15 protein-coding genes are annotated in these 13106 nt (G+C 68.3%); 7 read left to right on the top strand and 8 right to left on the bottom strand.

All coding sequences use genetic code 11. The features are described 5' to 3' along the window. Positions 1-33: 33 nt before the first annotated feature. The gene (locus ACSFA5_RS27485; protein ID WP_435447219.1) at positions 34-1161 is read right to left on the bottom strand and encodes an FAD-dependent monooxygenase; all 1128 of its coding nucleotides are present in this window, start codon (positions 1159-1161) and stop codon (positions 34-36) included. Positions 1162-1280: 119 nt separating this feature from the next. Between ACSFA5_RS27485 and ACSFA5_RS27490 the strand changes: the two genes are divergently transcribed. Then, complete coding sequence (locus ACSFA5_RS27490; protein WP_435447220.1) at positions 1281-2162, top strand: MOSC domain-containing protein; 882 nt, start codon at positions 1281-1283, stop codon at positions 2160-2162. 19 nt (positions 2163-2181) lie between these two features. Here ACSFA5_RS27490 and rbsD read toward each other — a convergent pair whose 3' ends face one another. From rbsD to ACSFA5_RS27520, 6 genes are read right to left on the bottom strand one after another with little or no spacing between them, the layout of a single operon-like run. Then, on the bottom strand, positions 2182-2574 hold the full coding sequence (gene rbsD, locus ACSFA5_RS27495; RefSeq protein WP_435447221.1) for a D-ribose pyranase: 393 nt from the start codon (positions 2572-2574) through the stop codon (positions 2182-2184). Next, positions 2571-3533 (bottom strand): ribokinase, encoded by a 963-nt coding sequence (gene rbsK, locus ACSFA5_RS27500; RefSeq protein WP_435447582.1) that lies wholly within the window; start codon positions 3531-3533, stop codon positions 2571-2573. The genes rbsD and rbsK overlap by 4 nt, the downstream gene beginning before the upstream one ends. Before the next feature lie 5 nt (positions 3534-3538). Then, complete coding sequence (locus ACSFA5_RS27505; protein WP_435447222.1) at positions 3539-4666, bottom strand: LacI family DNA-binding transcriptional regulator; 1128 nt, start codon at positions 4664-4666, stop codon at positions 3539-3541. 40 nt (positions 4667-4706) lie between these two features. Next, complete coding sequence (locus tag ACSFA5_RS27510) at positions 4707-5702, bottom strand: ABC transporter permease (RefSeq protein ID WP_435447223.1); 996 nt, start codon at positions 5700-5702, stop codon at positions 4707-4709. Beyond that, complete coding sequence (locus ACSFA5_RS27515; RefSeq protein ID WP_435447224.1) at positions 5699-7270, bottom strand: sugar ABC transporter ATP-binding protein; 1572 nt, start codon at positions 7268-7270, stop codon at positions 5699-5701. Before ACSFA5_RS27515 ends, ACSFA5_RS27510 begins: the two co-directional genes overlap by 4 nt. Before the next feature lie 57 nt (positions 7271-7327). Next, a complete protein-coding gene (locus tag ACSFA5_RS27520; RefSeq protein WP_435447225.1) occupies positions 7328-8281 on the bottom strand; it encodes a sugar ABC transporter substrate-binding protein in 954 nt (317 codons plus the stop codon). Between the two features lie 261 nt (positions 8282-8542). Between ACSFA5_RS27520 and ychF the strand changes: the two genes are divergently transcribed. The 4 genes from ychF (at position 8543) to ACSFA5_RS27540 (ending at position 11135) form a co-directional block, all read left to right on the top strand. Then, positions 8543-9634, top strand: coding sequence for a redox-regulated ATPase YchF (ychF, locus tag ACSFA5_RS27525; protein ID WP_435447226.1), 1092 nt, complete (start codon positions 8543-8545; stop codon positions 9632-9634). 24 nt (positions 9635-9658) lie between these two features. Next, positions 9659-10180, top strand: a complete 522-nt coding sequence (locus ACSFA5_RS27530) for an ATPase (RefSeq protein ID WP_435447227.1) — start codon at positions 9659-9661, stop codon at positions 10178-10180. Continuing rightward, on the top strand, positions 10177-10362 hold the full coding sequence (locus ACSFA5_RS27535; RefSeq protein ID WP_435447228.1) for a hypothetical protein: 186 nt from the start codon (positions 10177-10179) through the stop codon (positions 10360-10362). The genes ACSFA5_RS27530 and ACSFA5_RS27535 overlap by 4 nt, the downstream gene beginning before the upstream one ends. A gap of 98 nt (positions 10363-10460) precedes the next feature. Continuing rightward, entirely contained in the window at positions 10461-11135 is a 675-nt protein-coding gene (locus ACSFA5_RS27540) for a glutathione S-transferase family protein (RefSeq protein ID WP_435447229.1), read from the top strand. Here the strand turns inward: ACSFA5_RS27540 and ACSFA5_RS27545 are convergent, their stop codons facing one another. Next, entirely contained in the window at positions 11136-11600 is a 465-nt protein-coding gene (locus ACSFA5_RS27545; protein ID WP_435447230.1) for a YqaA family protein, read from the bottom strand. 185 nt (positions 11601-11785) lie between these two features. Here ACSFA5_RS27545 and dusB point away from each other — a divergent pair, with 185 nt between their 5' ends. Next, positions 11786-12847 carry a tRNA dihydrouridine synthase DusB gene (gene dusB, locus ACSFA5_RS27550; protein ID WP_435447231.1) on the top strand — a complete coding sequence of 354 codons (1062 nt, stop codon included), beginning with the start codon at positions 11786-11788 and terminating at the stop codon, positions 12845-12847. Between the two features lie 22 nt (positions 12848-12869). Further along, positions 12870-13106 carry a Fis family transcriptional regulator gene (locus ACSFA5_RS27555; protein WP_007838304.1) on the top strand — a complete coding sequence of 79 codons (237 nt, stop codon included), beginning with the start codon at positions 12870-12872 and terminating at the stop codon, positions 13104-13106.

Raw genomic sequence — 13106 nt, forward strand, 5'->3', positions numbered from 1 at the left:
GGGGAAGTCCGTTGGTTCGATTCGAAAAGAGGGTCAGGCCTTCAGGCCCATGGCTTGCGCCGTGATCCAGTGCTTCACCAGGCGCGTGCGGTCGAAACCGCGCATGCCCCAGTTGCGCAATGCAGGAAGTGGACCCAGGTTGTGCGAGAAAAGTTGCTGCAACCCGTCGGTGGCCAGGCTCATCTGCAGCACGTCGGCGCGGCGCTCGCGCTCGTAGCGGCGCAGCAGGCGCGCGTCGCCCACGCTGCGCCAGTAGTCGCGGTTCTTGATCACCTCGGCCAGCGCAGCCGCATCGGCCAGGCCCAGGTTCAGGCCCTGGCCCGCGAGCGGGTGCACGGTGTGGGCGGCGTCGCCGGCCAGCGCCCAGGAGCGGGTCGGCTGCCCGGGCATGGCGCCGGTCCAGCGGTCGGCAATGGCGCGGGCCAGCGGCCAGGCGCCGCGTTCGCTCGTGAGCCGCAGGGGGCCGAGCGCGTTGTGGCTGGCCTCGGTCACGGCGGCGTTGAATTCCTCGTCGCCCTGGGCCAGCAGGGCCGGGGCGCGCAACTGGTCGACCGACCACACCAGCGCGACCGTCTTGCCGTGCGTGCCGCCCAGCGGCAGCAGCGCGAGCACCTCGCCCTTGTCGCTGAACCACTGGCGCGCGATGCCGTCGTGCGACTGCTCGCCCTCCATGCGCGCCGCGATCGCGTGCTGCGGGTAGCACGTGACCTCGTAGCTCACGCCCAGCGCCTCGCGCGTGGTGCTGGCCTTGCCTTCGCACACCACGGTGAGCGGGGCGGCCACGGGCTCGGTGACGATCTCGATCAGGGGCTGGAAGCGCACCGCGTCGCTCAGTTGCTGCTCGAGCGCGGGCACGTCGACGATCCACGCCAGCGCATCGACCTTCTGGCGCGCGGCGCTGAACTGCACGCGGCCGCCTTCGTCGCCGTGCACCAGCATTTCGCGCACGGCCGTGGCGTGCACGGCGTCGGGCCAGGCACGCAGCGATTCGAGCAGCGCGCGGGAAGCGGTGTTGAGCGCGTAGGCGCGGATGTCCTGCTTGCCCTGCGCGGCCGGGGGCACGACCAGCGCGACGCGCACACGCTCGCGCGCGAGCAGCAGGGCCAGCGTGCGGCCGACGATGCCGGCGCCACGAATGCAAACTTCTGGGGGGAGGGCCATGAAATCATTGTAAGAACATGGCCGCCCGGCCATGCCCGGTGTCTTTCCCCGGAGCAGTGAAGGTCTTCCGGCTGCCACGATGCGGGACAATTGCCGCCGCATTCCAAGGAACCCCCACCGTGTCCCAGCCCGCTTTCGACCTCGAAGCCACCATCGCGCGCCTGTTCATCTACCCGGTCAAGTCCTGTGCCGGCGTCGAGCTCCCCGAAATGCTGCTGACCGAGACCGGCCTGGAGTTCGACCGCGCCTGGATGGTGGTCGACGCCCAGGGCGACTTCGTCACCCAGCGGCAGCTGCCGCGCATGGCGCTGGTCCGTCCGCAGATGAAGTTCATGGAAGTGGTGCTGCGCGCGCCCGGCATGCTGGCGCTGCACCTGGCCTTCGACCGGGTCGAGCAACCGGTGCGCGTGCGCGTGTGGAAGGACGAGGTGGCGGCCTACGACATGGGCGACATCGCGGCCCAATGGTTCAGCGACTTTCTCTCGGAACCCGGCAAGCCGCAGACGCTGCGCCTGGTGCGCTTCGACCCCGAGCACAAGCGCCTGTCGAGCCTGAAGTGGACCGGCGGCGTCGAGGCGGAGAACCAGTTCGCCGACGGCTTTCCAGTGCTGGTGGCCAGCGAGGGCTCGCTGGCGGACCTGAACGAGCGGCTCGCCGCGGCCGGCCACGATGCTGTCGGCATCGAGCGCTTTCGCCCGAACATCGTGCTCGCGGGCATGGAGTCGCACGACGAGGACCGCGTCGACGCGCTGCACATCGCCACCAGCGAAGGCGAGGCCGAGCTGCGCCCCGTCAAGCCCTGCACCCGCTGCCCGATTCCGGACATCGACCCGGCCACCGCCCTGAGCAGCCCCGAAGTGGGCGACATGCTGCGCAGCTACCGCAAGGACCCGCGCGTGGACGGCGCCATCACCTTCGGCATGAACTGCATCGTGATCCAGGGCGTGGAGTACACGCTCAAGGTGGGGCAGGCCGTGGGCGCGAACTACAGGTTCGAGTAAATCGCCCCCGGCGGGCGCCTCAGAAGCTCACGCCGGCGATCAGGATGATGTTGGCGTAGGGCGTGCATTCGCCCGTGCGCACCACGGCGCGGGCCTTGGCGCTGCGGCGCTTGAATTCTTCGTGCGACACCGCTTGCGGCGCGATGCCGAGCGAGCGCGGGTACCAGCCAGGCAACTGCCCGGCGTCGCCCAGCGCCTCGCCGGCCACCACGATGCCTTCGACCTGCATCTCGGACAGCACGGCCGTCAGCACGTCGTCGAGCCGCGGCACGCCGCGCGCCACGGCCAGGTCGATGCGGCGCGGGCCGTCGGGAATGGGCAGGCCGGCGTCGCCGAGCACCAGCATGTCGCCATGGCCGAGCGAGGCGATCACCTGGGACAGTTCGGCATGCAGCAGGGCGGTGCGTTTCACAGCGCGGTCCAGTCGGGCGGCAGGGGGCTTTGCAGCACGGCGTCGCGCCGCGGAATGGAGGGTTGGGCGCCGGGCTGCTGGATGCACAGCGCCGCGGCGCGGATGCCCAGGCGCACGGCCTCGTCGAAGGACTGGCCTTCGCCCAGCGCCACGGCCAGCGCGCCCAGGAAGGTGTCGCCGGCGGCCGTGGTGTCGACCGCCTGCACTTTCGGCGCGGGATGGTGGCGCGCCCCGTCGGCATCGACCGCCACCGCGCCGCGCGCACCCAGCGTCACGACCACGCGCGCGATGCCCTTGGCGCGCAGCGCCCGGCCGGCTTGCGCGGCTTGCTGCGGCGTGTCGGCGGACTCGCCGCACAGCGCGTGCGCCTCGATCTCGTTGACCACCAGCGTGTCGATCTGCGGCCACAGCGGCTGCGCGATCGGCTGCACCGGCGACGGGTTCAGCAGCACCTTGCAGCCCGCGCCGTGCGCCACCGCGATGGCGCGCGAGACCTGGTCCATCGGCGTCTCGAACTGCGTCACCAGGAAGGCGGCGCCCTGCACCTGCTGCTTCAGGGCGGTCTCGTCGAGCGCGACGTGGGCGTTGGCGCCGGGAATCATCACGATGCGGTTCTGGCCGCTGTCCTCCACCAGGATCAGCGCGGTGCCGGTCGGCTCACCGGCCACCGTGCGCAGCGCCGTGGTGTCGATGCCGTCGCTGCGCAAGGCGTCGCGCAGGGCCGCGCCGTGCGCGTCGTCGCCCACGCAGCCGATCATCTGCACCCGGGCGCCTTCGCGCGCGCAGCTCACGGCCTGGTTGGCGCCCTTGCCGCCGGGAATGGTGGCGATCGAATGGCCCAGCAGGGTTTCGCCCGCGGCCGGCGCGTGCGGCACGCGCAGCACCAGGTCCATGTTGAGGCTGCCGAGCACCACGATGCGCGGCGGCGGGTTGCTGCGGGAGGAAGGCTTCGAAGGCACTGGGGTCACGGGGTGCGGGACTTTCGGCTGGGCGTGGAAGAGGTTGAAGAGGTGGACGACGAGGAAGGCGTGTTGTCCGCCGGCACGGTCGCTTCGCGAAAGCTCGCGTGGCGTGCCGTGGAGGCGCGCACGCGCAGCTCGGGCTGCAGCACCACCTTGCGCGCGTCGCGCCGCTTGCCGCTCACGCGTTCGAGCAGCATGTCGACCGCCAGCGCGCCGATGCGCTCCTTGGGCTGCGCCACGGTGGTGAGCGGGGGGCTCATGTAGGCCGAGAGTTCGATGTCGTCGAAGCCCACGATCGACAGCTCGTCGGGCACGCGCACACCGCTTTCATGCGCCGCGCGCAGCGCGCCGATGGCCATCAGGTCGTTGCAGACGAACACGGCCGAGGGCTTGCGCTCGGTGCGAAGAATGGCGTGCATGGCCTCGTAGCCGCCCTGGCTGGTGAAGCCGCCGCGCCACAGCAGCGCGTCGGCATCGGCGATGTCGGGGGTGGCGCCGCTCTCGGCCAGCGCCATGCGCCAGCCTTCGACGCGCTGCTCGCTCGGCATAACGCCCACCGGCCCGCCGATGCAGGCGATGCGCCTGTGGCCCAGCGACAGCAGGTGCCGCACCGCGAGCAGGCCGCCCTGCATGTGCGCGGTTTCCACCAGGTCGCAGGCCGGGTCGTCGATCTCGCGGTCGACCAGCACGGTCGGCATGCGCAGGCCGTGCAGCTGCTTGGCCAGGGAGTCGCTGTCGTCGGTGCCGGTGCCCGCGCCGGTCGACACCACGATCAGCCCGTCAATGCGGCGCTCGGCCAGCACCTTCAGGTACATGCTCTGGCGCTGCGGCTCGTCGTCGGTGTTGCACAGCACCAGCGTGTAGCCCGCGCCGAAGCAGCGGTCTTCCACGATGCGCACGATCTCCGCGAAGTAGGGGTTCGAGCTGTTGGGAATCAGCATGCCCAGCGTCGAGGTGGTGTTGCTCTTCAGGCTGCGCGCCATGGCGTTGGGCACGTAGCCCAGCTCGCGAATGGCCAGTTCCACGCGCTCGCGCACCTTGGGGCTCACGTGGCGCGTGTCGTTGACCACGTGCGACACGGTGGTGACGGAGACTTCCGCCTGCAGTGCGACGTCCTTGATGGTGGCCATGGCTGTGTCGGGTTCCTGGGTGGTGAGGGGTAGGGCGTCGTCAGGCCAGGCGGCGGTCGGCCCGGCGCTGGCGCAGGGTGTCGATGATGACGGCCACCACGATCACGGCGCCCGTGATGATGCGTTTGCTCGGCTCGCTCGCGCCCACTTGCGCCAGCCCGGCTTCGAGCACCGCGATGATCAGCACGCCGAAGAAGGTGTTGATCACCGAGCCGCGCCCGCCCATGAGGCTGGTGCCGCCGATGACCACGGCCGCGATCACCTGCAACTCGATGCCGACGCCGGCATTCGGGTCGGCCGCCTCGAGCCGCGCCGACTGCATCAGCCCCGCGAGCCCGGCCAGCAGGCCGGTGACGGCGAACACGATGATGCGGATGGGGCGCGGGTCCACGCCCGCCAGGCGCATCGCTTCCTCGTTGGTGCCTATGCCCACCACGTACCGGCCGAACACCGTGCGCGTGAGCACCAGCTGCCCGACCGCCACCAGCACCACCGCCAGCACGAAGGCCGCCGAGATGCCGCCGATCCAAGGCGCGGCCAGGCCCGAGATGGCGTCGCCCACGTACTGCGTGCGCGAGTCGGTCACCAGGTAGGCGCCGCCGCGCACCGCTTCGAGCATGCCCAGCGAGACGATGAAGCTCGGCAGCCGCCAGGCCACCGACACCGCGCCCGTGACCGTGCCGCACAGCAGGCCGGTGACGAGGCCGAGCACCGCGGCGACAGGCACCGAGAGCTTCCATTCGAGGATGGCGGCGGCGGTGACCGCCGCGCTGAGCGCCAGCACCGAGCCAACCGAGAGGTCGATGCCCGCGATGATCAGCACGAAGGTCATGCCCACCGCCATCACGGCCAGCGCCGGAATCTCGTTGGCGATCGAGACGAAGGTGTCGCGTGTGAGGAAGTATTCGCTCATCGAGCCGAACAGCGCGATCATGCCGACGAGCACGACCGTGAGGCCCAGGTAGGTGCCCAGCTGGCCCTTGAGGGCGGACTGCGCGGAAGGCTTGGCGGGAGTCGGGGAAGCGGCAGCGGTCATGGTGTGGGGGCGGTGGCCTGGACGTTGTCGGTGGGGGCTGAAGCAGCGGTGGCGGGGGCGGCGGCGCGCCCGGTGGCGTCGCTGAATGCGGCGGCCAGCAGCGACTGCTCGCTCCATTCGCCGCGTTCGAACACCGCGACCAGCCGGCCCGCGCTCATCACGCCGATGCGGTCGCACATGGCCATCAGTTCGCGCAGGTCGCTGGACACCATGAGCAGCGCGCGGCCGGCGTCGGTCATGCGGTCGAGTTCGGCATAGAGGTCGGCGCGCGCGCCCACGTCCACGCCACGCGTGGGCTCGTCCAGCAGCAGCACCTTGCATTCGCGGTGCAGCCAGCGCGCGAACACCACCTTCTGCTGGTTGCCGCCGCTGAGCGTGGCCACTGGTTGCTCGATGCTGCGCGAGCGAATGCGCAGCAGTTCCACCAGGCGCTGCGCCATGCCGCGCTCCTTGGCGCGCAGCAGCCAGCCGCAGCGCGAGACGGCGCCCAGGTCGCTCAAGGTGGCGTTGACGCGGATCGGCTGCGTCAGCAGCAGCCCCTGCGATTTACGGTCTTCGGTGACCAGGCCGATGCCGGCGCGTATGGCCTGCATCGGCGAGCGCCAGCCTTTGCGCACATGCTGCGTGGGCTGGCCCTTCTCATGCAGCGTGATCTCGCCGCGGTCCGCGCGGTCGGCGCCGAACAGCAGGCGCACCAGTTCGGTCCGGCCCGAGCCGACCAGGCCGGCCAGGCCCATGACTTCGCCCGCGCGCAGATCGATGTCGACATCGCGCACCACCTGCGCCCGGCCGAGGCCGCGCGCGCTCAGCAGCACGGGTCCGGCCGTGCGGCGGGCCCGGCCTTCGTGCTCGTGCACCGCGCGCCCGACCATGCGCTGCACCAGCTCGGATTCGCGCACGCCGGCCATCGCGCGCACATCGACCAGCCGGCCGTCGCGCAGCACCGCCACGCGGTCGGCGATGCGCTGCAGTTCCTCGAGCCGGTGCGACACGTAGACGATGGCCACGCCGCGCGCCTTCAGCAGGTCGATCTGCTCGAACAGGTGCGAGGTTTCGCGCGGGGTGAGCATGGCGGTGGGCTCGTCGAGCACCAGCACGCGCGTGTCGTCCTGCAGGTTGCGGGCAATCTCGACCATCTGCTGCTGGCCGATGCCCAGCCGCGCCACGGGCGTGGCCGGGTCGATGTTCTGCATGCCGATCTTGGCCAGTTGCCGCGCGGCCAGCTCGTGCAGCTTGCCGCGGCGGATCCAGCCGGTCTTGTGGGGCAGGCGGTCGAGCAGCAGGTTCTCGGCCACCGACAGCGTGGTGACGAGGCCGAGCTCCTGCATGACCATGCGAACGCCCAGGCGCTCGGCGTCGCGCCGCGAGGCGGGCGCGAAGGGTTGGCCGTCGAGCAGCATCTGCCCGCGCGTGGGCTGCACCAGGCCGCACACCATCTTCGACAGCGTGCTCTTGCCGGCGCCGTTCTCGCCCGTGAGGGCCAGCACTTCGCCAGCGTGCAGCACGAGCGAGACGTCGTCCAGCACCGGCGCCGCGTAGTCCTTGCCGAGCGCACTCAGCGAGAGCACGGGAGCGGGTGGACCGGATTGGATGGCAGGCGCGTTCAACGTCTTCGCTCTCTCGCTTTACTTGGCGTCTTTGGTGACCAGCACCACGTCGGTCTTCACCGCAGCGGGCATTTCCGACTGCTTCTTCTTGTCGGCGATGGCCTTCAGCGCGGTCTCGATGCCGAACACGGCCTGCTTGGCGGCGAACTGGTCGGCCGTGGCGAGCACGCGCCCGTCGGCCAGCATCGGCTTGATGGCGCCGATGTTGTCGTAGCCCACCACCAGCACCTTGCCGGTCTTGCCCGCGGCCTTGACGGCAGCCACTGCCCCCAGCGCCATGCTGTCGTTGCCGGCCAGCAGCGCCTTCAGGTCGGGGTGCTCGCGCATCATGCCGGCGGCCACCGTGTTGCCCTTGTCGATTTCCCACTGGCCGGACTGCACGCCCACCACCGTCACGCCGGCGGCCTTCATGGCGTCTTGATAGCCCAGGGTGCGCTGCTGCGCATTGAAGGTGGTCGACACGCCTTCGATGATGCCGACCTTGTCGCCCGCCTTCAGGTCCTTGGCGAGTGCGTCGCCCACCAGCTTGGCGCCGGTGCGGTTGTCGGGGCCGACGAAGGGCACCTGGATGCCCTTTTCCTTCAGCGCGGCGGCGTCGAGCTGGTTGTCGATGTTGACTACCAGGATGCCCTTGTCGATGGCCGCCTTGATGACGGGCACCAGCGCCTTCGAATCGGCCGGCGCGATGACCAGCGCGTTGATTTTCTGCGCCACCATCTGCTCGACCATCTTGATCTGGGCGGCGGTGTCGGTCTCGTCCTTGATGCCGTTGGCGACAAGCGTGTATTCCGAGGCATGCGCCTTCTGGTGCGCCTTGGCGCCGTCTTCCATGGTGCGGAAGAATTCATTGGCCAGCGACTTCATGACCAGCGCGACCTTGGGCTTGTCCTGCGCGAAGGCGGGCGTGGCGGCGATGGCGCCCAGAAGGGTGAGCGCGGCGGCGCTTTGCAGGGTGCGACGGGTGAACTTCATGGTGTGTCTCCTGAGGGGGTTGAGCGGTACGCCGGTCTGTGCCGGGGATGTCGATATTACCCAACGAAAACGTTTGCGCAAACGTTTGCTAATCGGGTTTAACCCTCGCTCGGTGTTCTCCATGAGTTAGGGCGCCGCGCACGGCCGCCCGAAGCGGCCGCCCTGCCCCCGGAAGGGGGTGGGAGAAGCGACACGAAGTGCGCGCAGCCTGGGGGAGAACCGGGACGGCCTAAAATGCCCGGCTACCCAAGAGGACCCCCCATGAGTTTGCAATGCGGCATCGTCGGCCTGCCCAACGTCGGTAAATCCACCCTTTTCAACGCGCTGACCAAGGCCGGCATTGCGGCGGAAAACTATCCGTTTTGCACCATCGAGCCCAATGTGGGCGTGGTGGAAGTGCCCGATCCGCGGCTGGCCGCTCTGAGCGAGATCGTGACGCCCGAGCGTGTGGTGCCCGCCATCGTCGAGTTCGTCGACATCGCCGGCCTGGTGGCCGGTGCCAGCACCGGCGAAGGCCTGGGCAACAAGTTTCTCGCGCACATCCGCGAAACCGACGCCACGGTGAACGTGGTGCGCTGCTTCGACGACGACAACGTGATCCACGTGGCCGGCAAGGTCGACCCCATTTCGGACATCGAAGTGATCCAGACCGAGCTTTGCCTGGCCGACCTGGCCACGGTCGAGAAGGCACTGCACCGCCACACCAAGGTCGCGCGTTCGGGCGACAAGGAAGCACAGAAGCTCGTCGCGCTGCTCGAGCGTTGCCAGGCCTCGCTGAACGAGAACATTCCGGTGCGCGCGCTTTCTTTCACCAAGGAAGAGCAGCCGCTGGTGAAGACCTTTACGCTGATCACCGCCAAGCCCGCGATGTTCGTGGGCAACGTGGCCGAAGACGGCTTCGAGAACAACCCCTACCTCGACCGCCTTCGCGAATACGCCACCAAGCAGGGCGCGCCCGTGGTCGCCATCTGCGCCAAGATCGAAGCCGACCTGTCCGAGATGGACGACGAGGACAAGAAGATGTTCCTCGCCGAAATCGGCCAGGACGAACCGGGCCTGAACCGCCTGATCCGCGCGGCCTACAAGCTGCTGGGCCTGCAGACCTACTTCACCGCCGGCGTGAAGGAAGTGCGCGCCTGGACCATCCACATCGGCGACACCGGCCCGCAAGCCGCCGGCGTGATCCACGGCGACTTCGAGAAGGGCTACATCCGCGCCCAGACCATCGCTTTCGAGGACTACATCGCCTTCAAGGGCGAGCAGGGCGCCAAGGACGCGGGGAAGATGCGTTCGGAAGGCAAGGAATACGTCGTGAAGGATGGCGACGTGATGAACTTCCTGTTCAGCTCCTGAGATCCTGAACGAAATGCCCCGCCGATGAGCTATCCGAAGATCGTCGTCATCGCGGGCCCCAACGGCGCTGGAAAAACCACTTTTGCCCGCGCTTTTCTCCCGCAGGAAGCGCAGACCCAGCGATTCATCAATGCCGACCTCATCGCTGCGGGGCTGTCGCCCTTCGCGCCGGAGGCCGAAGCGATCAAGGCTGGCCGGCTGATGCTGGACGAGATTGCTGCATGCGTTCGGCGCAGGGAGAGCTTCGCCTTCGAGACCACGCTGTCAGGGCTGGGCTATTTGCGCCACATCGGCGAATGGCGCAAGGCCGGCTACCACGTGAGCCTTTTCTTTCTGGCGCTTCCGACCGCGGAATTTGCTGTTGCGCGCGTGGCCGAACGTGTACGGCAGGGCGGCCACCGCATCCCTGAGGATGTAATTCGCCGGCGCTTCGAAGCGGGACGTCGAAACTTCGACGAACGTTACCGCGGTGCCGTAGATGCCTGGGCGCTGTACGACAACGCCGGCGAAGAGCCGGCGCTCATTGAATGGGGAGAAACACCGTGACCGATGAACAATTCGTGCAAGCCAAGGACAAGGATCTGGCCGCTTCACTGATCGCGATCCGGCGCGCAGCGCAGCAGGCGCGCGAAGCCGCGGTGCGTACCAACACCGCCATCGTCGTGCAGCGTGGCGGGAAGCCGGTTCGCATCACCGCCGAAGAACTGCGCAAGGCCGGCGTGAAGTAACGCCGTTGCGGGCGCTCGAGGAGGCGCCCACGCTTGTTTGTTGGGTAGACTGCGCGCGCCCGAATCTCACGATTCCTCCTCCACAAGGCCCGCCCTCCATGCTCACCGTCCACCACCTCAACAACTCGCGCTCGCAGCGCGTGCTCTGGCTGCTCGAAGAGCTGAACCTGCCCTACGAAATCGTTCATTACGAGCGCGATTCGCAAACCATGTTGGCGCCCGCTTCGCTGCGGGCCGTGCATCCGCTGGGCAAATCGCCTGTGGTCACGACGGACGACGGACTCACGCTCGCGGAATCGGGCGCGATCGTCGAGACGGTCATCGAGCGCTACGGCAATGGCCGTCTCGCGCCTGCCGCCGGCACGCCCGAGGCGCTGCGCTACCGCTACTGGCTGCACTTCGCCGAAGGCACGGCCATGTCGCCGCTGCTGCTGAAGCTGGTGTTCGACCGCATCGAGACCGCCAGGATGCCGTTCTTCGCGAAGCCGATCGCCAAGGCCATCGCGGCCAAGGCCAAGGGCGCGTTCATCAACCCGAACATCGCGGGCCAGCTGAACTTCATGGAGGCCGAACTCGGCAAGAGCGAATGGTTTGCCGGCAACGAGTTCAGCGGCGCCGACATCCAGATGAGCTTCCCGGTGGAAGCCTCGCAGGCGCGCGGCGGGCTCGATGCGAAGCGGCCGAAGCTGATGGCGTACTTGGAGCGCATTCATGCGCGTCCCGCATACAAGCGCGCGCTCGAACGCGGCGGCCCCTACGGGCTGCTGAGCTGATCAGAAGATCTGCATCAGCGCCAGCGTCATGGTGATGTAGCGCAGGAACTTGCCGATGGCCATGTAGGCCACGCAGGGCCAGAACGGTAGCTTGAGCCAGCCCGCCACCGCGCACAGCGGATCGCCCACCAGCGGCAGCCAGCTGAGCAGGCAGGCCTTCGGGCCCAGCCGCTCCAGCCAGCCCAAAACTCGCACATGGTGTTTCGAATGCGAGTATTTGTCCGCCACCTTGTGCGCGCCGTAGCCCATCCACCAGTCGACCGCACCGCCCAGCGTGTTGCCGACGGTCGCCACCGCGATGGCCGGCCAGAACATGTCGGGGTTGAGCTTGAGCAGCCCGAACAGAAACGGCTCCGAGCCCACCGGCAGCAGCGTGGCAGAGACGAACGCGGCCACGAACAACGTCGAGAGACCGTACTGCGGCAGCGCCAGCAGCGCCATGAGGGAGTCGAGCCAGGCTTGCATAAGGTGGGGTAGAGCCCGCGCAGTATAGGCAGCGCTCACGTCGCACCCGCGTCGGAGAAAGCCCCGCGAAGCACCCGTATTTACACGGGTACCCAGGGCGCAAATCGTTTCAGTCGCTGAAATGCGGCGTGGCTACAATCGTGCCTCATTTTTCAGCAGCCGAACGCGCACCGCTCCCCTTCCAAATGACCTTGCAGATCGGCACCCACACGCTGGAAAACCGCCTGTTCGTCGCGCCCATGGCCGGCGTGACGGACCGGCCCTTCCGCATGCTGTGCCGCGAACTCGGCGCGGGCTATGCGGTCAGCGAGATGGTCACCTCGCGCAAGGAGCTCTGGGGCACGCTGAAGACCTCGCGCCGCGCCAACCACGACGGCGAGCCCGGCCCCATCGCGGTGCAGATCGCCGGCACCGACGCGGCCATGATGGCCGAGGCCACGGTCTACAACATCGAGCGCGGTGCGCAGATCATCGACATCAACATGGGTTGCCCGGCCAAGAAGGTCTGCAACAAGTGGGCGGGTTCGGCGCTGATGCGCGACGAGCCGCTGGCGCTGGAGATCGTTCAGGCCGTGGTCGATGCGGCGCGGCCTTTCAACGTGCCGGTCACGCTGAAGATGCGCACCGGCTGGAGCCACGACCAGCGCAACGCGGTGAAGCTGGCGCGCGACTTCGAATCGGCCGGCGTGCAGATGCTCACCGTGCACGGCCGCACGCGCGAGCAGGGCTACAAGGGCCATGCCGAGTACGACACCATCGCGGCAGTGAAGGCCGCGGTGCGCGTGCCGGTGGTGGCCAACGGCGACATCCGTTCGCCCGAAAAGGCGCGCGACGTGCTCGCGGCCACCGGCGCCGACGCGGTGATGATCGGGCGCGCCGCGCAAGGCCGGCCATGGATCTTCCGCGAGATCGCGCACTTCCTGGAAACGGGCACGCACCGTGCACCGCCGCTGGTGGCGGAAGTGCGCCGCTTGCTGCTCGACCACCTCGTGGAGCACTATGCGCTGTACGGCGACTACAGCGGCGTGCGCACCGCGCGCAAGCACATCGGCTGGTACGTGAAGACCTTGCCCGACGGCGAGTCGTTCCGCGCGCGAATGAACACCATCGAGGACTGCGCCAAACAGCTGCGCGCGGTCGGCGACTATTTCGACGGGCTGGCGGACCGCATGGAACGCATGCCCGTACAAGACGAGGCGGACGAGGAACTGTCCGGTGAAGAGGAGGCGGCTTGCGCCGTCGATTGAGAGAGAGAAGAGAAGAAAAGCAATGAGCAAGAAACACATCGAGGACTGCGTGCGCACCAGTCTTGACAGCTACTTTCGCGATCTGCGCGGCACCGAACCCGACGGCATGTACGAGATGCTCGTGCGCGTGGTCGAGAAACCCCTGCTCGACGTCGTCATGACGCGCGCCGAGGGCAACCAGTCGAAGGCCGCGCAATGGTTGGGCCTGAATCGCAACACCCTTCGCAAGAAGCTGGTCGAACACAAACTTTTGAAATAA

The sequence above is a fragment of the Variovorax monticola genome, from assembly GCF_051216855.1.
Taxonomy (GTDB): Bacteria; Pseudomonadota; Gammaproteobacteria; order Burkholderiales; family Burkholderiaceae_C; genus Variovorax.